Origin of the sequence: Burkholderia sp. S171, assembly GCF_009766085.1 — a bacterium.
Taxonomy (GTDB): domain Bacteria; phylum Pseudomonadota; class Gammaproteobacteria; order Burkholderiales; family Burkholderiaceae; genus Caballeronia.
This window is the reverse complement of sequence record NZ_LMUF01000052.1, coordinates 225,275-245,974: the sequence shown is the minus strand read 5'-3', so window position 1 is coordinate 245,974 and position 20,700 is coordinate 225,275. Positions and strand designations below refer to the sequence as shown.

The 20,700-nt window shown below is 60.6% G+C and carries 16 protein-coding genes; 11 read left to right on the top strand and 5 right to left on the bottom strand.

Translation table 11 applies throughout. From position 1 onward, the window contains the following. Nucleotides 1–33: 33 nt before the first annotated feature. Both GSQ93_RS30035 and GSQ93_RS30030 read right to left on the bottom strand, forming a co-directional pair. Nucleotides 34–471, bottom strand: a complete 438-nt coding sequence (locus tag GSQ93_RS30035; RefSeq protein ID WP_158939410.1) for a PRC-barrel domain-containing protein — start codon at nt 469–471, stop codon at nt 34–36. Nucleotides 472–1,085: 614 nt separating this feature from the next. Beyond that, the gene (locus GSQ93_RS30030; protein ID WP_158939408.1) at nt 1,086–1,409 is read right to left on the bottom strand and encodes a DUF4148 domain-containing protein; all 324 of its coding nucleotides are present in this window, start codon (nt 1,407–1,409) and stop codon (nt 1,086–1,088) included. Between the two features lie 397 nt (nt 1,410–1,806). On the opposite strand from GSQ93_RS30030, the gene GSQ93_RS30025 reads away from it, so the two are divergent. Together GSQ93_RS30025 and GSQ93_RS30020 are read left to right on the top strand one after the other, a co-directional pair. Continuing rightward, a complete protein-coding gene (locus tag GSQ93_RS30025) occupies nt 1,807–5,385 on the top strand; it encodes a transporter substrate-binding domain-containing protein (RefSeq protein ID WP_158939406.1) in 3,579 nt (1,192 codons plus the stop codon). A gap of 164 nt (nt 5,386–5,549) precedes the next feature. Then, on the top strand, nt 5,550–6,065 hold the full coding sequence (locus GSQ93_RS30020; protein WP_254074135.1) for a hypothetical protein: 516 nt from the start codon (nt 5,550–5,552) through the stop codon (nt 6,063–6,065). A 33-nt stretch (nt 6,066–6,098) separates the two neighbouring features. Here the strand turns inward: GSQ93_RS30020 and GSQ93_RS30015 are convergent, their stop codons facing one another. After that, entirely contained in the window at nt 6,099–6,287 is a 189-nt protein-coding gene (locus tag GSQ93_RS30015; RefSeq protein ID WP_158939404.1) for a hypothetical protein, read from the bottom strand. 158 nt (nt 6,288–6,445) lie between these two features. Then, entirely contained in the window at nt 6,446–7,699 is a 1,254-nt protein-coding gene (locus tag GSQ93_RS30010; protein ID WP_301952098.1) for a TIGR03364 family FAD-dependent oxidoreductase, read from the bottom strand. Nucleotides 7,700–7,727: 28 nt separating this feature from the next. On the opposite strand from GSQ93_RS30010, the gene GSQ93_RS30005 reads away from it, so the two are divergent. Then, nucleotides 7,728–8,483 carry a DeoR/GlpR family DNA-binding transcription regulator gene (locus tag GSQ93_RS30005; RefSeq protein ID WP_158939401.1) on the top strand — a complete coding sequence of 252 codons (756 nt, stop codon included), beginning with the start codon at nt 7,728–7,730 and terminating at the stop codon, nt 8,481–8,483. A 24-nt stretch (nt 8,484–8,507) separates the two neighbouring features. Here GSQ93_RS30005 and GSQ93_RS30000 read toward each other — a convergent pair whose 3' ends face one another. After that, complete coding sequence (locus tag GSQ93_RS30000) at nt 8,508–9,623, bottom strand: 2-aminoethylphosphonate--pyruvate transaminase (protein WP_254074133.1); 1,116 nt, start codon at nt 9,621–9,623, stop codon at nt 8,508–8,510. Between the two features lie 339 nt (nt 9,624–9,962). On the opposite strand from GSQ93_RS30000, the gene phnS reads away from it, so the two are divergent. From phnS to GSQ93_RS29960, 8 genes are all read left to right on the top strand, one after another. Next, nucleotides 9,963–11,051 (top strand): 2-aminoethylphosphonate ABC transporter substrate-binding protein, encoded by a 1,089-nt coding sequence (gene phnS, locus GSQ93_RS29995; RefSeq protein ID WP_158939398.1) that lies wholly within the window; start codon nt 9,963–9,965, stop codon nt 11,049–11,051. Nucleotides 11,052–11,108: 57 nt separating this feature from the next. Further along, a complete protein-coding gene (gene phnT / locus GSQ93_RS29990; protein WP_254074132.1) occupies nt 11,109–12,197 on the top strand; it encodes a 2-aminoethylphosphonate ABC transport system ATP-binding subunit PhnT in 1,089 nt (362 codons plus the stop codon). Then, on the top strand, nt 12,175–13,074 hold the full coding sequence (locus GSQ93_RS29985) for a 2-aminoethylphosphonate ABC transporter permease subunit (RefSeq protein WP_254074131.1): 900 nt from the start codon (nt 12,175–12,177) through the stop codon (nt 13,072–13,074). The genes phnT and GSQ93_RS29985 overlap by 23 nt, the downstream gene beginning before the upstream one ends. Beyond that, a complete protein-coding gene (gene phnV, locus GSQ93_RS29980; protein ID WP_158939393.1) occupies nt 13,064–13,903 on the top strand; it encodes a 2-aminoethylphosphonate ABC transport system, membrane component PhnV in 840 nt (279 codons plus the stop codon). Before GSQ93_RS29985 ends, phnV begins: the two co-directional genes overlap by 11 nt. A gap of 173 nt (nt 13,904–14,076) precedes the next feature. Beyond that, nucleotides 14,077–15,327: a phosphonoacetate hydrolase gene (gene phnA, locus GSQ93_RS29975; protein WP_254074160.1), complete on the top strand. Its 1,251-nt coding sequence runs from the start codon at nt 14,077–14,079 to the stop codon at nt 15,325–15,327. After that, nucleotides 15,324–16,778, top strand: a complete 1,455-nt coding sequence (gene phnY, locus GSQ93_RS29970; protein WP_158939389.1) for a phosphonoacetaldehyde dehydrogenase — start codon at nt 15,324–15,326, stop codon at nt 16,776–16,778. The genes phnA and phnY overlap by 4 nt, the downstream gene beginning before the upstream one ends. Nucleotides 16,779–16,781: 3 nt before the next feature. Further along, nucleotides 16,782–17,345: a phosphonate degradation HD-domain oxygenase gene (locus GSQ93_RS29965; RefSeq protein WP_158939387.1), complete on the top strand. Its 564-nt coding sequence runs from the start codon at nt 16,782–16,784 to the stop codon at nt 17,343–17,345. A 295-nt stretch (nt 17,346–17,640) separates the two neighbouring features. Further along, nucleotides 17,641–20,091: a glycogen/starch/alpha-glucan phosphorylase gene (locus GSQ93_RS29960; RefSeq protein WP_158939385.1), complete on the top strand. Its 2,451-nt coding sequence runs from the start codon at nt 17,641–17,643 to the stop codon at nt 20,089–20,091. Nucleotides 20,092–20,700 lie beyond the last annotated feature (609 nt).

The following is a 20,700-nucleotide window of genomic DNA, read 5'->3' as shown; positions in this document are numbered from 1 at the left end:
GAGTCATTTCAAATCGAACATTTCAAATCAATTTCAATGATGGTCCGGGAAGTCCGCGCGCGGTTTCGGCGTCGCGGGCATCTTCGCGTATTCAAACTCAGGCAGCGCCTTGATGGCCGCCTTCGTTGCACCCGCCAAGACAATCTTGCCGCCGACGATATCGAGTTGCTCGATAGGAATGGCGACGTCGTGATGCGAGACGCCGGCAAACTGGCTGGCCGCGACAATCGCAAAAGACACCGACTTGTCCGGCGCCACGATGATGTCGTGAATCACGCCGACCCGGTCGCCGTTCTCATTGACGACCGGCTTGTTGAGGATGGATTTCTTGATACTCCAGCCGCCCAGGATGGCCGTGGATTCCTGCACGGTAATGCCGAGCGTTTGCGAGCCGGCAACTTGCGCCTGCGAAGGAAGGGCGACTTGAGCGAGCGCTGCTGCAAGGAGCGCTGCGATGAGTTTCGTCTTCATGTGTGTCCTCTTGCGCGAGTGAATGAGCAGGCAGGCGGCGCGCGTATGCACGGCTACGGGTTGGAAGACCGGAGACACGCTTGGCACTTACCGCCGGAAAAGCCATCGGCTAAGAACGGATAGCTGATGGTTATGGGTGCAGCGGTTTTACGACTACGCGAAACGGACGGCTTGATACGCGTGACACGAAACACATTGGGAAAGCGAACGAGCATGCTCACACCGACGATGAACCTCGGCGTTTGACCGGTCAGGTTGGATATTGCGTGACCCGGATGGCTTGATTGAGCGATGTGACACGGATGTGTCATGGTTTCGCAATGAGCGGGCCGATTGGATATGGCAACACAACCTTGCCGAATGGTAACGGCGAAATAAGTTTCTGTCAGAGAAGGGCTAACGGGCGGCTAACGCACGGCTAACAGGCGCTAAGCGAGGGAAGGCTGAGACGGACACGACTGCATTGCCGGTCTATTCGTAAAGTCCGGATCGCGCTGCTTGTAAGGCTGAGGTTAAAACAAAGAGAGCCGCTAGATAGCGGCTCTCTTTGATTACTTCAATTTAACTAAAGCGTTAATTTTGACTAGATGGCAATCTGGTCATAAATGTCCAGCTTAGTGCCCGAAGTACACCGAATGTGTTTCGTCCGGTTGGGCCATTGGGGCGCTTCGCATGCCGACCGCGTACGAACCATCAGTTGGCGAGCCATAAGACGTTGCCGTGACGCCGCGGTTCGTTTCAACGCGTTGCTCTGCTGCTTGTGTCTGCGCCGGGTAGGTGGTGTGATCGCCTTCAACGTTATAGCCGGATTGTTCCATCTGAAGCAGATCGGCCTTGACTGCAGGGCGGCTTACCGTGTCCGCGTCTTGCGCATAAGCGAATGCCGGTGCGCCCAGCGCGGAAGCAAGCACGATTGCGGGAACCAATGACTTGAACATGATGGAATCTCCTCTCTTATGATGTGGGTCGAGTTTGTTCCAGCACCAATGAGGTCATGCTGAACAATCTCAACACTGAAGTGTAGGTAACTAAGTGTTGTTGCATTAGCCGTGAATCTGTCGAAATAGTATTGTGCGTCTCGCAATAATGAATGCACTGGATCGGTGCGAATGATGACTTGAGCGATGACTAATTAACCGTGCGGTTAATGGCCAGGCTTACATTTTCGTCAGCCATGCATAACTGCATGCGGCGCCGCTGCTGCGTGCTTAGTGACTGTGTCATTTAGGCCGACTGATCGTTTCAACTTCGGCGATTGGCGCGGCCGCTCGTATTTGCGACACTGGCGCTCCTTTCAAGAACGCATGTCTAGCGTCGTGCGCAGGCAATCACCCAATGAGTTCGCTAAGGACACACGTCGCGATACAAAGCATCAGCGCGTTGCATCAGGCAATGGTGTTCGCCTGTCTGCTGGCACTTTCCATTGCAGTTAGCGCCGCAACGCTTAAGCCATTTATTGTGGGCGCGGTGCCGGGCGCGTTGCCGCCGATGGAAATGAATGATCCGGATGCATCAGGTTTGGGCATTCGCGGCGTCTCTGCCGACTTCGCGCAACGCGTGGCCATCGCGTTGCACAGGCCGCTCGAATGGCGGACCTTTCCTGACCGTTCTGCCATGTTGGACGCGCTGCGTCACCATCGGATTGATGCGGCGACCAGTGCGACCGGCAATGACGCAGGACCGGCGTTGCGTTACAGCCGGCCTTATGTCGAGACCAAGCAAGTTTTCGTCGAGCGGCGCGTGGCGGGTCCGCGCACAGGACGTATCGCCTATGTTGAGCAGCAAACATCGGCGCGACGGTTGCATGATGCTTATCCGGCCCTGCGCGCGGTAGGCTATCGCGATACGTTGAGTGCGTTGCTGGCGGTGTCGCTGGGCGATGCGGACGCGTTCGTGGGCGATCTGGCCACGGCGGGTTACACCATCGATCACCTGGACCTGGTGAACCTCACTCTCTCGGGCTTCGCGCCATTCGATGAAGCCGGCTACAGTTTCGCCTTCGCCGCCGACGCCGCAGGAGACCTCCAGCGGCAACGCGTGGATGCGGCGCTCGCCGCGCTGCCGCCCCGCTTTCTGCTCGAAGTGCGTGCGCGATGGGCGGCTGCCGCCGCAGTGACGTTCACCCGGCCACTTACCTTAAGCGATGCGCAACGTGCCTGGATAAGCGCACATCCGGTGATCGACTACTCCATGTATGCAGACGCCGCGCCCATGACATTCCGCGATTCAAGCGGTAAGCCCGCGGGTCTGGCAATCGATATGCTTGCGGCGATTGGCGCCCTCACGGGCCTCAGCTTCGAAGGCCGGCTGCGTGGTTCGACAGAGCGAGTAACCGATGACCTGGGCGACGGCCGCGCGAGCCTGATCGCCTACGGGCTGAGCGCGGGTCAGATCCCGCCACAGTTCGCGCCGAGCAAACCTTACGGCGAAGGCGTGCTGGTAATCCTCACGCGGGCGGGGGCCGAGCCGCTGCGCGACGCGCAAGCGCTTGCAGGCAAACGCGTTGCGCTTTGGCGCAATCACGCGCTCATGAGCATGTTGCGCGAGCGCATGCCTTCGGTGCATATCGTCGAGACGTCGCCGATCAATGGGCAGTTCGATGCCGTGGTGAACGGCCAGGCCGACGCCACCATCATTGACATGACCTTCGCCAACTATGCGGTAGGCAATCCGTATCGTAACAAGCTCGTTATCACGGGCGCGTTCTCGGATCAGCCCGTGCAGCACGGTTTTCTCATCGCGCGTAATCAGCCCATGCTGCTGGAGATCATGAACCGCGCGATCGAACACATGCAGCCGACGGAGCTCGACGCCATTCGCCGACGCTGGATGCTTATCGAGCATCCGGAGAGCCAGTGGGAACGGCGGCGTCCGCAAGTCATCTTTGGCGCGCTGCTGGCGATAGCCCTGCTCGCGCTATTGATCGGCTGGGCGGTGTCATTGAAAGCGCAGATCGCACGCCGGCGGGCGGCCGAACATGCGATGCGCGCGGCAAAGGAAGAAGCCGAAACCGCGAACCGCGCGAAGTCGACGTTCCTCGCCACCATGAGCCACGAAATCCGCACGCCGATGAACGCCGTGCTCGGACTTCTCGAACTCGAATTGCGCAGCCCGGGCGACCGTGCATCGACTGAGCGGGCGCTGGGTACGGCGCATCAGGCAGCGCATGACCTGCTTGGCATGATCGACGATATCCTCGACATGGCGAAGATCGAAGCCGGGCGGCTCGTGTTTATCTCTGCGCCGCTGGAATTGGGCGGGTGGGTGAGAAGCGTGGTGGCGATCTATGAGCCGGCTGCGCGCAGCAAAGGCGTTGGGCTAGTGGTGCGCGTGCGTGGCCCTAAGGAGCACGAATTCGAGCACGAGCGCGTGTGGGTAATGGCCGACGCGCTGCGCCTGAGGCAGGTGCTGGGCAACCTGTTGTCGAATGCGATCAAGTTTACGGATGCGGGTCAAGTGACGCTCGAGTATGCAATCGGAGCGGTGAGCAAGGGCCACGCGCATAACCCTCCTGGTAACGATCGCACCGCGCATCGCGAACTATTACTGGCAGTCTCCGACACCGGTATTGGTATCCCCGCGGATCAGCAAGCGTTGCTGTTCGCGCCGTTTGCGCAGGCACGACAGGAGCGGCCCGGCCGCTTTGGCGGCACCGGTCTCGGCTTGACCATCTGCCGGCGCTTGATGACCTTGATGGGCGGCACGATCCGGTTGTCCAGCAAGCCGGGGCAAGGAAGCCGCTTCACCGCGCGGGTACGCTTGCCCGTAGCCCGCCCGCCGCTGGAAACGCTTGCGCCCGCACTCATGCCCGATCTCGATACGCACGACTTGCTCGGTCTGCATGTCCTCGTTGTCGACGATCATCCGGCCAATCGCATCTTGTTGGCGAGCCAGTTGAATACACTTGGCTGCTTGATCGAAACCGCCAACGACGGCGGGGACGCTTTTGCGCGTTGGGAGCGGCATCGGCAAGAAGGCGCTCCGTTCGACCTGATCCTGACCGATTGTTCGATGCCCACGATGAGCGGCGAGGATCTTGCGCGTGCAATCCGAGCGCGCGAACGGGCGCTGACGCGCACGAACGCCGATCTGAAGCCGACGCCCATCATCGGCGTGACCGCGAACGCGCAGCCCGAGGCGCTGACTCAAGCGCTCGACGCAGGCATGACGGTGTGCCTCGTGAAGCCGCTGGGGCTCGATGCGCTGCACCGCGCGCTGGTTCTTGCCCTACGCAATGAGCCGGCGGCGAAGGTCGCCGCGCCGAGTCACTCATTGCCCGTCGCCACTCGATCCGGACGTCAGAGACCACGCTCGGATTTCAGATCTTTCTTCGATCGCATAGTGGGTACTGCACCCATGCATATGTCGACCGCATCGATTGGTTCTGCGAGCTCCTTCGCGTCCGGCAGTGCCCATGCCGATACCTATGGCCCCACACAAAACTTTCCGGCGAACAGGGCAGTCGGCCGTGCCGTTTCAGCTGCACTCAGTGTGTCCGTTTCTTATCCCGGGCAACTGAACGGCGCGGCCTACGTGGCTCAACTTGCTGATCACGCCGTTGCGGAACCATCCACAGTCCCGCGTTTCAACGTGGATCAACTCAACGGCTTCGGTGATCAAGCCGCCGCCTTGGTCGATGCATTGAAGTCGGCGAACCGGCAGGATCTCGAGGAGGCGCGCGGGGCGTTTGCATCGGCGGACTTCGGCCGTCTGCTCGAACTGGCACATCGGATGAAGGGAGCGGCGTTCGTGATCGGCGCCACGCCTTTCTCCGATGCCTGCCTGGCCCTGCAGCATGCATGCGCGAGAGAGCCAGGACAAGGCTACGACACCGCGGCGATCCACACGGCCTACGCCCGTTTCTACGATGAAGCCATAGCGCTCCATACGGCGCTCGAGCAGCACTCTGCCTAAGCGCCTCAGGGCGCTTTACCATCGATTGGCGTTGATCGAAGCGGGTCATCCGACGGTCGGGATTAATATCCGATTCCGTTCCTGGAACGCGCATGTGTTTTAATTAGTCCCTCCTCTCGCTCCGACATAGGGCCGTTGCGTTTTCAGCGCGGCCTGATCGCCGAATGAATAGAAGGTTTCTTTCGCATTACCGTGACCGCCGCGACAGTTGCCGGCGTGTTGCCACCGTGTGGTTCCTGCTTGCGCTTTCGGCCGCCGGTATGCCGGTTCACGCGCAAAAACCCGAACTGCTCGATCCGCGCGTGACTCAGTCGACCATCGTGGATACGATCTGCCGCCCCGGTTATGCCGACGATGTCCTGCCGCCCTTCGACACCTTGCAGCGCCAGAAAGAGCAGTTGCTGAGTCAACGCCATGTGGACCCGCAGACCGCTTCGGACTACGCGCTCGATCACCGTATGCCGATTCTGCTGGGCGGCTCCCCAACCGCAGCGGCGAACCTCGATATCCGTCGCTGGGACGGGCGTGCGGGGCAGCGCCGCAAGGAACGGCTGGCGGTGTTCCTGAAGCGCTGCGTGTGTACGGGGGATATGCCGCTGGCAGCGGCACAAGCAGCGATGTCGGGCGACTGGCCGAACCGTTTCCGCAATCTGTCGAGTCCTACTTGCAACGGGTCGTGAGGGGCGGGTCGTCCGCCTTTTCCGAGCGGCTCGTCATCCCATTGTGAACGTATCAAGCGGCTGATTCGCTTGCGCCTCGCTGGCGAAACGCCTCGCGAGCTGGTCGTGGAGACGGCGGGCTTCATCCAGTGTCAGGTCGATCCAGTACGGGTCTCCCGCGCCGTCGTTCAGACGCTCGGGCGGAAACTGGATCTCCAGCACAATGCCTTTCTTGTAGCTCATCGATCAACACTCCGCGCAGTCGCAGAAAGAACAGGCGTCGAGTTTATCGGGTGGGCGCGCCTTCATTGCCGTGCATCGGGGAAATAGACTCTTGCCGCTCGTTTGATGAAGCGCGTCCGCGACGCTACGCCTGAAGACGCCGTATCTGCGACAAGTTGTCACGCCACGGGCAGCGCTGCGCCGTCAAGCAGATGACTAACTATGCACTCGCCCAGCGCCGGTCCGACGCTCATGCCCACGCCGCTATGCATGTACACGCCGGTCACATTCGGCGCGGCCCGCAGGATAGAAAACGGTGCGCCCGACGTCCCGGTGCGCGCGCCATACACCCCTTGCCATCGTTCGACGACCCGCAGCGTAGTGCCGAGCGTGTCCTCCGCCAGACCGAGCAGGATTTCATCGATAGCTTGCGCATTGAACGGTGACGGATCATCGCCATAATCGTGCGAGTCGCCCACGATCAGATCGCCCTCAGGCGTCGGACTCGCCAGCAAATGGATACCGTGCTCGAGCACCGCAGGTTCCCGAGCGGCCACTTCCGCTTGCAGCGCGGCGGCTTCGGGAAGGTCCGAGAACGCGCCGTAATGCAGGCAGCTCAGTCCGGTCAGCACGGCGTGATCGAGGGTGAAAGGCGTGGTTGGCCGCACGCGCAGCATCTGCAACCGGCACACCCGCGGTTCCAGCACAGCGAGTTGCGGCGCGAGCAGCGACAGGTAATCGTGTCCCGCGCAGACCACCACATGCTCCGCTCGCCACTGGCCCGCAGTCGTCTCGACCCGCCCGTCGTCTACATCCTGCACGAGCGTCCCGAAGCGAAAATCCACGTTGAACTCACGCCGCAAATAGTCGATGAGCGCAGGCACCGCCTCGCGCGAATACACCTGCAAGTCAGCACGCCCATGCAGCGCAGCGCGATGTTTCCGGAAGCGGCCGTCATAAAGATCGTCGAGCGCGGCGCGTGAAAGCATCGCGGCGTCGTAGCCCGCCGCCTCAGCGCGCGTTGCCGCGAACGCCTCCATTAACTGAGCTTCGGCCTCGCTGCGGGCGAACATCAGCGAACCGGAACGCCTGACATGCAGCGCCGCGCCGGACGCCCAGTCGAGCCATATTTTCCGCGATGCCTGCGCAAGCGCATGCATCGCGCCCGGCGGCTGGCCGGTCACCAGCACCATGCCAAAGTTTCTGATGGACGCACCGACCGGCGTGCCGCTGCGCTCGAATACCGTCACGCGCAAGCCGCGTTTAGCGAACGCATAGGCATGCGCCAGCCCGAGAATGCCCGCGCCGATAATCGCGACGTCCGTGTGATGGGAAGTGTGGTTGGTTGTCATGGTCATCCGTGTGACGGCCCGTCGCGTACTATCGCGTACTACAATACGCGCGGTCCCGTGTTTATCCCTTTGCTCGTTCATTTATTGCCGGCATGCCCGGCCGCACTCGATGCTCGCCGAACAACGTCATCAATACATCCTGTCGGAGTTGTCGAAGAACGGCGCGCTGTCGGTCGCCGAACTCGTGCGCGCACTCGACGTCTCGCGCGAGACGATCCGGCGCGACCTCAACGCCCTCGCCGAACGCGGCCTGATCGCGACCACCCACGGCGGCGCGCTGTCCAATGATCGCCGGGAGCCGGACCTCGACGTGCGGGAAGCCGCGAACGCAGCCGCCAAGCGCGCGATCGGCGAGCGTGCCGCGCAACTGGTACCCGACGGCGCGTCGGTGATCATCGACTCGGGCAGCACGACCCAAGCCGTTGCGCGCGCACTGGGCGACCGGCACCGGTTGATGGTCTATACCAACGACTGGCGCATCGCTCTGCTGCTCGGCCGCCGCAACGACAACAAGGTCACGCTGTTCGGCGGCGAACTCTCGGACAACGAGGACGCGGTATTCGGTCTGGACACCGTGCAGCAACTTTCGCAATATCACGTGGACTTCGCGTTCGTCGGGGCGGGCGCGATCACACCCGAAGCCTTCCTGACCGACTACTCGCGTCTCGCCGCCGAAGTGCGCAGCCGCATGATCCTGGCGGCGAGCACGGCGGCTATCGTCGCGGACAACTCGAAGTTCGGCAACGTCACGCCCGTGCGTATCCGCGACTTCGAAAAGGCGCGTTACCTGATCACCGAGGTCGCGCCCGACAAAGCCATGCGCCGTGCAATCGCCGCGCGTGGGCCGGAATTGATGATCGCCTGAGTGGTGCTGGAGTTTCACGTGTTGTTACGCTGCCAGGCGCACGTGCAGCGTGCCCAGCGCCCGCCCGATTGCCGCGACTGCGTTGAACATTTCGTTCGCATCGATTGCCCCGATGCAGCCAACGCGGAATGTCTCCACCTCCGTCAGCTTGCCCGGATAGAGCACATAACCTGCATCGCGGACGGCTTCGTAAAAGCGCTGGAAATCGTAGGCCGGATCGCGCGGCGCATGGAACGTGACGATCACCGGCGCCTGCACCGCGGCATCCAGGAACGGTTTGAAGCCCAGCGAAGCCATGCCATCGATCAACGCCGCGCAATTGCGCCGATACCGCGCGCCACGCGCCGGCTGACCCCCTTCGGCGATGAACTGGTCGAGCGCCGCGCGTAACGCGGCAACCACGTGCGTAGGTGGCGTAAAACGCCATTGCGTGGTCTTCATCATGTACGCGTGTTGATCGTGGAGATCGAGCGCGAGTGAGCGCGAAATGCCCGCCGATGCCTCAAGCAGGGTGCGCCGCACGATCACGAAGCCCATCCCCGGCACGCCTTCGAGACACTTGCCGCTGGCGGAAATCACCGCATCGATACCGCCCTTCGATACATCGATAGGCAATGCGCCGAACGAACTCATTGCATCGACGATCAGGCGCTTGCCATGCTGTTTGCACAGCGCTGCGATGTCGTCGAGCGGGTTCAGCAAACCCGCGCTCGTCTCCAGATGCACCTGCGCCACATGCGTGATGCGCGGCTCGCGGCGAAACATCTCCTCGATCCGTGCAACGCTCGCCGGCTCGTCATCGCGAAATTTCAGTTCGACCGACGCCACGCCCAGCCGCTCCAGTATTTTCAGTAAGCGCGTGCAATACGCGCCGTTGTTCGGCACCAGCACCACGGCATCGCGCGGCACGAGCGAGCCGAGCGCGGCTTCCACGGAAAACGTGCCGCTACCTTGCATGGGGACGCACACAAAATCTTTTTGGCCAGACACGATCGCAAGCAGGTCGCGGCAGATATCGCTTGTCATCCGGTTGAAAGCCGCGTCCCACGAACCCCAGTCGCGCAACATCGCCTGGCGGGTAGCAGGCGATGTTGTCAGTGGGCCAGGGGTCAGTAAAATCGGGTCACTTCCGTTAATCACGTTTTCTCCATTCATCGCTTCAAGTGCCGCCCGACGGTTTTGCATCGGTCGGCAGACATGAAATAGTCTACGTCGGAATTTTGGCGAAATGTGTTCTTTGTTGGAAAAATGTGGCATCGTCATGGCGCTGTCATGAAGTTCTGTGATCCTTCGTTCCGGTTGCTGGTGGACCGACATTCGGGACGCCACGCCAATGAATCATCGGACGCATCGGACGTATCGGACGTATCGGACGTATCGGACTTAAAAGAATCGAGCCGATGCCTGGAAAAACGTGTGAAACGTACATCTAACCTCACGCCACTTGGTTGTATCCGCTATCCCGGAGAAACAAGCACCATGACAAAAAATCGCTTTCCCGCATCCCGTTTTGCGAAGCGCGTAGTGCCGGCGCTGGCCGTGGCCGCTTTCGCGAGCGTTGTGACCGTGCCGGCTTTTGCCGCCGATGCAGTCGTGCTGTACAGCGCCGACGGTCTGGAAAACCTGTACAAGGACGTATTGCCGGCCTTTGAAAAGAAGGAAGGCGTGAAGGTCAATATCGTGATCGCGGGTAGCGGGGAAGTCGTGAATCGCGCGACGGTGGAGAAGGATTCGCCGAAGGCGGACGTGCTCGTCACGCTGCCGCCGTTCATTCAGCAGGCGTCGCAAGGCGGCTTGCTGCAGCCTTATCAGAGCGTCAACTACAAGAACGTGCCGGCCATCGCCAAGGCTCCGGACGGCGCCTGGGCGACCTTCGTGAACAACTATTTCTCGTTCGCGATCAACCCTGAAATCACGAAGACCGCGCCGAAGACCTTCGCGGATCTGCTGCATCCCGACTTCAGCGGCAAGGTGGCTTATTCGAATCCCGCGACCGCCGGTGACGGCATGGCCGTGATCATCCTGACGAGCGCGCTGATGGGCGAAGACAAGGCGTTCGACTATCTGAAGGACCTGGAAAAGAGCGCAAAATTCCACACCAAGGGCACAGGTTATCTCGACGTCCTGCTCTCGCGTAACGAGATCGCGTTCGCCAACGGCGACCTGCAGATGGACCTGGACGACTCGACCAACGGCGGCCTCTCGCTCAAGCCGGTCTTCCTCTCGGTCAAGCCGGGCGAAGCACCGACCACGTTCCAGTTGCCCTACGCAATCGGCCTGATCAAGGGCGGCCCGAACCAGGCTGAAGGCAAGAAGCTGGTGGACTACCTGATGTCGAAGGAAGTGCAGGCGAAGGTGCCGGATATCTATGGTATTCCGGGCCGTACCGACGTGCCGCTGGCAGGCAAGAACGGCGAGACGGTCAAGCAGGCGATCGCGGGCGTGAAGCTGATTCCGGTGGACTGGAACCAGGTGATGGAGAAGAAGGCTGCATGGACCACGCGCTGGAAAAACGACGTGATCGGCAACTCGGACAAACAGCTCGACGTCGTCAAGCCGAAGTCCTGAGCCTTCTTTGACCTTCGGGCTCGTCCTGTTTTCTCCAAGCTCTCAAGGATGCGAACCGTGAACACTTTGACGCTTGCTCCGGCCGCTCGCGAAGCTGCTGCCGTGGATTCAAATCAGCACACGCACGGTGGCGTGCGTATCGACCGACTGAGCGTGCGCTTCGGCTCACGCACGGTGCTCGATGACCTGTCGCTGACTATCGAGCGGGGCGAACTGCTGACCGTGCTCGGCCGCAGCGGCTGCGGCAAGACCACGCTGCTGCGGTTTATCGCGGGCTTTATTGAGGCGGACGGGCTCGCGGGGACGTTGACGGTGGCGGGGCGTGACCTCACGCATGTGCCGCCGTTCAAGCGCAATCTCGGCTTGCTGTTTCAAAGTTATGCGCTGTTTCCGCATCTGTCGGTGTACGACAACGTCGCGTTCGGTTTGCGGGCGCGGCGTCTGAAAGCAGGGGAGATCGCACGGCGCGTAGCCGATGCCCTCAAGCTCGTGCAACTCGGCGACGCGGGGCATGTGATGCCCGCGCAGTTGTCGGGCGGCATGCAGCAGCGCGTGGCGTTGGCGCGGGCGCTGGTGATCGAGCCGGACGTGCTGCTGCTGGACGAGCCGCTGTCCGCACTCGATGCCAACCTGCGGGCATCCGTCCGTACTGAACTCAAGGCGTTGCATGAACGCTTGCCGAACCTGACCATTGTGTGTGTCACGCACGACCAGGACGACGCGCTCGTGCTCTCCGACCGCACGTTGCTGATGCGCGATGGCCGCATTGCGCAACTCGGCACACCGCGCGAACTCTACGATAACCCGAAGGACGCGTTCGTCGCGCGCTATCTTGGCGCGGCGAACCTGTTGCCACCGTCCATCATGTTTCCCATTGGCGACCCCCGTCACGACGATCGCGACCACGTGGCGTGCATACGTCCCGAGTGCCTCAAGATCGTGCCGCTGGGCGATGCCCAATTGCACGGCACCATCGCTTCGGTGGAATGGTATGGCGCGGCGTTGTCGGTATCGGTCATGCTCGATACGCTGCCCGATCAACCCGTGCTCGTTACCATGCAGCGTGCTCACGGCCCGATGCCCGTCAAGGGCGCGCGTGTTTCCCTACGCCATGAGGTTGACGATGTCGTCCTTATCAGTGAGTGAGCACGTAGTCGACGACGTCGCCCATACCGCAGCCAAGCGGCGTCGCGAACGGCTGGCGCAGTGGCACCTGTGGTTCATATTAGTTGTTGTACTGGGCCCGCTGGTCATCTATCCGCTCGTGCAGCTTCTGTTGCTCAGCGTGAGCGGTGCGCATGGCTTGAGCTTTCATGCGTACACCGCGTTCTTCACCAATCCCGAGACAAGCGGCGTGATTGGCACGACGCTCGGTATCCTGTTCGCCAGCGCGACACTCGCTTCCTTGCTCGGCGTGCTGCTCGCGGCGATGCTGTTTTTCAAGCCATTTCCCGGCGCGAAGCTCGTCACCCGGTTCCTCGAATTATTCGTAGCGTTCCCCTCGTTTTTGGTCGCGTTCACGCTGATCTTTTTATATGGATCGCAAGGCTCGGTGAGCATCGGCCTGCAGCGGCTTTTCAACCTGCAGAGCCCGCCGCTCGACTTCTTGTTTGGTATCGGCGGCGTGATTCTCGCGGAAGTCGTGTTCTACGCGCCGTTCGTCGTGCGGCCCACGCTCGCGTCCTTCGCCACGCTCGACATGCGCCTGATCGAAGCCGCAAAAAGTCTGGGCGCAAACGGCTGGATGGTCGCGTTCAAGGTTATCTTGCCGCTCGCGTGGCCCGGCATTGCAGCGGGCACGATCCTGTGTTTCCTGCTGACGCTCAATGAGTTCGGCATTCTGCTGGTGCTCGGCAGCGCGCATCTGATTACGTTGCCGATGGCCATCTATAGCTCGGCGACAGTCGACCTCGACTTGCCGACGGCCGCCGCCGGCGCTGTCGTCATGCTCGCGATGTCGCTCTCTCTGTACGCGCTGTATCGACGAGTCAATCGACGCTCGGGAGGCCGTAATGGCAACTGAATTCACGCTGCCCGCAACCCGTGCGAAGCCCTATTCGTTGAAGCGGATTGGCGCATGGGCATTCACCGCTTTTGCCGCACTGCTGTGCTTCTGGCTGTTCGTGTTGCCGGTGATCGTGGTGGCGCTGTCCAGCGTGGCGTCGCACTGGTCGGGAACGATCTTCCCCGATGGTTTCAGCATGCGCTGGTTCGAACGTTTGGGCTCCAGCGACTTCGATGCGTTGACCACGAGCCTTGAAGTCGGCTTCGGCGTCGCGGTGCTGGGTACCGCGCTCGGTCTATGGCTCGCGCTGGCGCTGGAAGGGCGCGATCGTCGCGGCGTGGGCGCATGGGTCGACACCATCGCGATGATGCCCAATGGCGTGCCGAGCGTCGTGCTCGGCTTGTCCGTGTTGATTGCGTACCACAAGAAACCGCTGGATATCTCGGGGTCGGCAGCAATCGTGGTGCTGGTGCAGCTCGCGCTCGTGTTGCCCTTTTGTTATCGATGCGCCGCTGCTGCGCTGCGCCCCGAACTCACGATCTTGCGTGAAGCTGCCGCCAGTCTCGGCGCGCCGCCTTCGATGGTCCTCTCACGCGTTGTCTTGCCGCAGCTTGTACCCGCGATCCGTGCGAGCCTCGCGTTGGGGTTTGCCCTGTCGCTCGGCGAACTGGGCGCGACGCTGACCGTCTATCCGCCGGGATTTGCGACCGTGCCAATTGTGGTGGTCGGGCAGGTGAATCGCGGTTATTACTTGCCGGCGTCGGCGCTTTCGCTGATCTTGCTGGCCGTCTCACTAGCCGCACTGCTGCTGATCGCGGCAAAAGAGCCACGGCGGCGAATGGCCTGATCCCTGATCTGGCTTGGCCCTGCCGAAAATCCCATTTTTCGGGACTGTCTTGCGTCGAAAAATGTGGCAAATATTGGCGTTGTGCATCAAAATATGGAGTAACGTACTAACCGCAATGGTTAGGAAAACGCTGGTTCATCACGGAAAGGAATTTCATGTCCACGTCCACCGAAATGCTCATGGAAGTTAACGGCCGCGCTTACGGTCCGGCGCGCGCGCTGACCGTGGTCGTCTGCGTCGACGGCTGCGAATACGATTACCTGGAAGCGGCTGTTGCCGCAGGTGTCGCACCGTTTATCGGCACGATGCTGCGTGGCGGGTCCGCCTTTCGCGCCGATTGCGTGATTCCGTCGTTCACCAACCCGAACAACTTGTCGATCGTGACGGGCGTGCCGCCTTCGGTGCATGGCATTTGCGGCAACTATTTCTTCGACCCGCAAGCGAACGGCGGCAAGGGCGGTGAAGTGATGATGAACGACCCGGCCTACCTTCGCGCCGGCACGATCCTCGCGGCCGCTGCGCAACGCGGTGAGAAAGTGGCGGTGATCACGGCGAAGGACAAACTGCGCCGTTTGCTCGGCTGGCAACTCGACGGCATCTGTTTCTCGGCGGAGAAAGCCGACGCGGTGACGCTCGCGGAGAACGGCATCGAGAACGTGCTGGAACTGGTCGGTAAGCCCGTGCCGGACGTGTATAGCGCTGACCTTTCCGAGTTCGTGTTCGCGGCCGGCGTACGGCTCGCCGAGACCCGCAAGCTCGACCTCATGTACCTCTCGACCACCGACTACGTGCAGCATAAATGCGCGCCTGGCACGGACGGCGCGAACGCGTTCTACGCGATGATGGACGGTTACCTCGCGCGCCTGAATGAACTCGGCGCGGTGATCGGTCTGACCGCTGACCACGGTATGAACGCGAAGCACGACGTCGCGACGGGCGAGCCGAATGTGGTGTACCTGCAAGACTGGCTGGACGAAACGATCGACGTACAGAATGCCCGCGTGATCCTGCCGATCACCGATCCCTACGTTGTGCACCACGGCGCGCTTGGTTCGTTCGCGACCATCTACCTGCCGGCTTCCGTCGATGCAAAAGCGTTGGCGGCGCGCATTGCTGAGTTGCCGGGCGTGGATATCGTGCTCGACAACGCCGCTGCGTGCGAGCGCTTCGAGTTGCCGAACGATCGCGTGGGAGACCTCGTGGTCGTGAGCGGACGCAATACGGTGCTTGGCACCCGGCGCGCGGAGCATGACCTATCGGGATTGACCGTACCGCTGCGCTCGCATGGCGGCGTGTCCGAGCAGGAAGTGCCCTTGCTGTTCAATCGTCCAACCGATGGTTTCGAGTCGAAGCAGGACGGGAAACGCTTGCGCAACTTCGACGTCTTCAGCATCGCGTTGAACCACCTGGAGCTTGCATCATGAGCGCCGTTCTTGCGGTTGAGAAGCATGCGCTGCGAGTCGAAACACTGCGCCTGAAGGGCGAACATGCGGCGCGTGCACGCACTATCGATGTTTTCGATCCTTACACGAACACCCGTGTGGGCACCGTGCCGATGGCAAGCGTCGACGACGTGCGCGATGCATTCGAGTACGCGGTGAACTACCGTTCGACGCTGACGCGCTACGAACGCTCGCAGATTCTCGAACGCGCTGCTGCGTTGCTGCGTGAGCGCACGGAAGAGGCGTCAGACCTTATTTCGCTTGAATCGGGTTTGTCGAAACAGGACTCGCGCTATGAAATTGGCCGCGTAGCCGACGTGTTCAAATTCGCGGCGATGGAAGCGTTGCGCGACGATGGTCAGAGCTTTTCCTGCGACCTTACCCCTCACGGCAAGGCCCGCCGAGTGTTCTCGCAACGTGAGCCGCTGGCTGGCGTGATCGTCGCCATTACGCCGTTTAATCATCCGATGAATCAGGTCGCACACAAGCTTGCGCCGGCTATTGCGACGAATAATCGCGTGATCCTGAAGCCGTCGGAGAAAGTGCCGTTATCGGCTTATTACCTCGCCGACGTGTTGTTCGAAGCCGGTTTGCCCGCCCCCATGTTGCAGGTTTTAACGGGCGACCCGCGTGAGATCGCCGATGAACTCGTCACGAACCTGCATGCCGATCTCGTCACTTTTACCGGTGGCGTGACGATCGGCAAGGAGATTGCAGCGAAGGCGGGGTATCGGCGCGTGGTGCTGGAACTGGGCGGCAACGACCCGCTGATCGTGCTGGACGACGCCGACCTGGAGCGCGCGGCAACGCTTGCCGTGCAAGGCTCGTACAAGAATTCCGGACAACGCTGCACGGCGGTCAAGCGCATGCTGGTGCAGAAGGGCGTCGCCGCCCGGTTCACGGAACTCGTGGTGGAAAAAACGCTTGCGTGGCGTCACGGCGATCCCTTCGATGCCGCCAACCAGATGGGTACGGTGATCGACGAGGTTGCAGCCAAATCGTTCGAAGCACGCGTGAATGAAGCGGTATCGAAGGGGGCGCGGCTGCTTTGCGGCAATCACCGCCATGGCGCGCTGTATTCGCCCACGGTGCTTGACCGCGTTGATCCGGCCATGACGCTGGTGCGCGAGGAAACGTTCGGGCCGGTGTCGCCGATCATCGAATTCGATACCATCGACGACGCCATCCGTATCAGCAACGGCACCGCGTTTGGGTTGTCGTCCGGTGTATGTACGGATCGGGCGGACCTGATCACGCGCTTCGTGAACGAGCTGCGCGTGGGTACCGTGAATGTGTGGGAAGTGCCGGGTTACCGGATCGAGTTGACCCCTTTCGGCGGCATCAAGGACTCGGGCCTGGGTTACAAGGAAGGCGTACAGGAAGCGATGAAAAGCTTTACGAACCTCAAGACCTTTTCTTTACCCTGGGCATAAATCATGGCGCTTACGCTCACCGACATCCGGCATCTCTTCGACACATACGGCGCCATCGCCTATAGCGGCGAGCCGGTCACGCAACTCCAGCACGCGTTGCAGACGGCGGCACTGGCCGAGGAGGCCGACGCTGACGAAACACTTGTTGGCGCCGCTTTTTTGCACGACCTGGGCCACTTGCTCAATCTCCAGGGTGAGACGCCGAGCGAGCGGGGTATCGACGATCTGCACCAATATTTCGCGCTGCCCTTCCTGCGGCCGCTGTTCGGCAACGCTGTACTCGAGCCGATCCGCCTCCACGTGGACGCGAAACGCTGTCTATGTGCAATTGATACCGATTATTTTTCGACGCTATCAGCGGATTCGGTCCGTAGCCTGAAACTGCAAGGCGGCATTTTCAGCAAGGAGGAGGCAGACGATTTCATGCGCAAACCTTTCGCGCAGGATGCACTTTCGTTGCGCCGCTGGGACGATCTCGCCAAGCGGCCGGAGCGCGTCACGCCCCCGCTTGAGCACTATATTCAGCTAATCGAAAGGCTGGCGGAAAGCCACCGCGCGGCGGCATAAATCTGTGGTTGAACAGGATTATGATAAGGAAACCAAAGTAATTTAACAATTTTGTTCAGGGATCAGCCAGGTTGTTCCCGATGACGGAAATGCGACAAAAGGACGGACCGCTGGCGAATGTCGTGCCAATTACACGCGGGCATAGGCCGAATGTCGTGCCAATTACACGCGGGCATAGGCCATTACCAAAAAAATAAAAATAGCGTAACCTGCCTGTTCACCCGGCCCCGTCCCGCTTGACAGAACGCGGCTCGCACTTAGCGCGTTGTCCAGCAATGCATTTCTGGAGAGTTCGATGACATCCGTCGACCTGGAATTCGAACAGCTGAACAGCACCGTCGAGGCGCTCAGGCGCTCCATTTCCAACCGCCTCATGTACGGAGTCGGCAAGGACGCCGTCACCGCGCAGCCGCGCGACTGGCTCCATGCGGCCGAACTGGCGGTCCGCGACCGGCTGGTGGCGCGCTGGATGAAAACCACGCGCCAGCAGTACGAGCAAGATGTAAAGCGTGTCTACTACTTGTCGATGGAGTTCCTGATCGGCAGGACGTTTACCAACGCTTTGCTTGCGCTGGGTATTCACGACGAGGTCCGTGACGCCCTTGCCGGCCTTGGCATAGACTTAAATACGCTAGAGAACCTGGAACCGGATGCCGCACTCGGCAACGGTGGCCTTGGCCGCCTTGCCGCGTGTTTTCTCGACTCCATGGCGACCGTCGGCATTCCTGGCTTCGGCTATGGCATCCGCTATGAATACGGCATGTTCCGGCAGACCATCGTGGACGGCAATCAGGTCGAAACGCCCGATTACTGGCTGCGAGCGGGCAATCCGTGGGAGTTTCCGCGGCCCGAAGTGAACTATGTGATTCATTTTGGCGGCCACACGATACGTCATGGCGACCGGACTGAATGGATCGACACGGAACACGTGAACGCCATGGCGTACGACACCGTGATCCCCGGTTTTGCCACGACCGCGACCAATACCTTGCGCCTCTGGTCGGCGCGGGCGACCGATGAATTCGACTTGTCCGCGTTCAACCAGGGCGATTATCGTCGCTCGGTGGAAGCGAAGAACACGTCTGAACACGTATCGCGCCTGCTGTACCCGGACGACTCCACGCAGGCCGGCCGCGAGCTGCGCTTGCGCCAGGAATACTTCTTTGTCTCTGCAACAATGCAGGATCTGATCCGCCGATATCAACGCACGCACACGCATTTTGGGCGGCTGGCGGAGAAGGTGGCGGTGCATCTGAACGACACCCATCCGGTGCTCGCCATTCCCGAGTTGATGCGTTTGCTGGTGGATACGCATCATTTGCCGTGGGACAAGGCGTGGAAGCTGATTCAGCAAATGTTCTCGTACACGAACCACACCTTGATGCCCGAGGCGCTGGAAACGTGGGACGTGGAAATGCTGTCGCGACTGTTGCCGCGCCATCTTGAGATCATCTTCGACATCAACGCGGATTTTCTCAAGCAGGTGGGCGAGAAGTTCGGGCGCGACATGGAGCTGATCCGCCGCATTTCTCTCGTCGATGAATACGGTCAGCGGCGTGTGCGCATGGCGCATCTGGCGATTGTTGCAAGCCACACGGTGAACGGCGTGTCGAAGCTGCATTCGCAGTTGATGACGCAGAATATTTTCTCCGATTTCGCGCGCATGTACCCCGAACGTTTCACGAACGTGACGAACGGCATTACGCCGCGGCGATGGTTGTCGCAGGCTAGCCCGAAGCTGTCGTCACTGATCGACGAACGGCTTGGACCGCGTTGGCGGACTGATTTGTTCGAGCTGGCGCGGCTGCGTGAATGGCGCGATGACCCCGAATTCACCCAAGCCTTTCACGACGCCAAGTTTGCCAGCAAGCTACGGTTGGCTGCGCGTGCGAAGCTTGAGACGGGGGCGATTATCGACCCGAATGCGCTGTTCGATCTGCAGGTCAAGCGCATTCACGAATACAAGCGCCAGTTGCTGAACATTCTGCATGTGATCGTCCGGTACAACCGGATTCGCGAGCAGCCGGAGAAGGCGTGGACACCGCGTGTGGTGATGTTTGCCGGCAAGGCGGCGTCGGCGTACAAGATGGCCAAGACGATCATCAAGCTGATTAACGACGTGGCGGAGAAGGTCAACAACGATCCGTTGATTGGTGACCGGTTGAAGGTCGGATTTATTCCGAACTATGGCGTGAGCGTGGCCGAACTGATCATTCCGGCAGCGGATTTATCGCAGCAAATTTCGATGGCGGGGACCGAAGCTTCGGGTACGGGCAATATGAAGCTCGCGTTGAACGGGGCATTGACCATTGGCACGCTGGACGGTGCGAACATCGAGATTTGCGACGCGGTTGGGCTCGAGAACATGTTTATCTTTGGGCACTCGACTGAAGAGATAGATGCGCTGCGGGCGACGGGATACAGGCCGCGGCATATCTACGAGGAGAATCCTGAGTTGAAGATGGCGCTTGACCAGATTCGGCTGGGGCATTTTTCGCCGGACCAGCCGCATCGGTTCTATGACATCTTCCATACGCTGGTGGATTGGGGCGACCATTACATGGTGCTGGCGGATTTCGAGAGTTTCGACAAAGCTCAGGCTGATGTGGACGCGAAATTTCTCGATAAGGAAGCGTGGACGCGCAGTGCGATTGAAAACGTCGCGGGGATGGGGATTTTTTCGTCAGACCGGACGATTGCGGAATATGCCAAGCATATTTGGCATGTTGAGCCTTTGATTGTTTAGCGTGTCTCTCGCGCCGGTGGACGGTTTTTTGAGGTCCGCCGGCGCGAGCAGTTATGGTGGGGTGCTAGGTTCTGGCGTTAGCGGTTGGAGTCAGTGCCGGGGTTGGTGCTTTCGGCCTTAGTGGTCTGCATGAGTCGGATTTTCTCTTTATCGCTATTAGCCACTGCGCGTGGCGGCGCGTCATTTCTTTGTCCAAAGCGACAAAGAAACGAAGCAAAGAAAACGCTTTAACCGCACCACCCTAAGTGTCCACAGCGTGCAGTTTCTATTCATAGGTGCCCCAAAAGCACGGTGCTCGCCAGAACCACCGATGTTTGAACCCCTCCTTCTCGCGAATCCTGACATAGACACGCTTCGCCACCCGTGCTCTCGGGCAAGAACCCTTGCCAAGGAACCGGCGCGGCCTAACGCGTCTTTACTGCGGTGGCTTTTGACAGGTTAGCTGCCCGGCCTGCACTGTCGTATTCGTGGACCAGAGCTTGATAAGTAGTAACCTTTCGCGTACTACCATCTCCGTTTTGGGTAAGTTGGATGCTCTGCCTGAACGGTTATTGTTGTCCGGTACGGCCCCACGCATTCGGCGGCCTTGTTCCGAGGTAGGTTGGCGAT

Excerpts from the sequence above, each read along its gene's own strand:
- GSQ93_RS30035 (WP_158939410.1), bottom strand. The coding sequence starts at position 471 with ATGAAGACGAAACTCATCGCAGCGCTCCTTGCAGCAGCGCTCGCTCAA.
- GSQ93_RS30030 (WP_158939408.1), bottom strand. The coding sequence starts at position 1,409 with ATGTTCAAGTCATTGGTTCCCGCAATCGTGCTTGCTTCCGCGCTGGGC.
- GSQ93_RS30025 (WP_158939406.1), top strand. The coding sequence starts at position 1,807 with ATGAGTTCGCTAAGGACACACGTCGCGATACAAAGCATCAGCGCGTTG.
- GSQ93_RS30020 (WP_254074135.1), top strand. The coding sequence starts at position 5,550 with ATGAATAGAAGGTTTCTTTCGCATTACCGTGACCGCCGCGACAGTTGC.
- GSQ93_RS30015 (WP_158939404.1), bottom strand. The coding sequence starts at position 6,287 with ATGAGCTACAAGAAAGGCATTGTGCTGGAGATCCAGTTTCCGCCCGAG.
- GSQ93_RS30010 (WP_301952098.1), bottom strand. The coding sequence starts at position 7,699 with ATGAACGAGCAAAGGGATAAACACGGGACCGCGCGTATTGTAGTACGC.
- GSQ93_RS30005 (WP_158939401.1), top strand. The coding sequence starts at position 7,728 with ATGCTCGCCGAACAACGTCATCAATACATCCTGTCGGAGTTGTCGAAG.
- phnS (WP_158939398.1), top strand. The coding sequence starts at position 9,963 with ATGACAAAAAATCGCTTTCCCGCATCCCGTTTTGCGAAGCGCGTAGTG.
- GSQ93_RS29985 (WP_254074131.1), top strand. The coding sequence starts at position 12,175 with ATGTCGTCCTTATCAGTGAGTGAGCACGTAGTCGACGACGTCGCCCAT.
- phnV (WP_158939393.1), top strand. The coding sequence starts at position 13,064 with ATGGCAACTGAATTCACGCTGCCCGCAACCCGTGCGAAGCCCTATTCG.
- phnA (WP_254074160.1), top strand. The coding sequence starts at position 14,077 with ATGCTCATGGAAGTTAACGGCCGCGCTTACGGTCCGGCGCGCGCGCTG.
- phnY (WP_158939389.1), top strand. The coding sequence starts at position 15,324 with ATGAGCGCCGTTCTTGCGGTTGAGAAGCATGCGCTGCGAGTCGAAACA.
- GSQ93_RS29965 (WP_158939387.1), top strand. The coding sequence starts at position 16,782 with ATGGCGCTTACGCTCACCGACATCCGGCATCTCTTCGACACATACGGC.
- GSQ93_RS29960 (WP_158939385.1), top strand. The coding sequence starts at position 17,641 with ATGACATCCGTCGACCTGGAATTCGAACAGCTGAACAGCACCGTCGAG.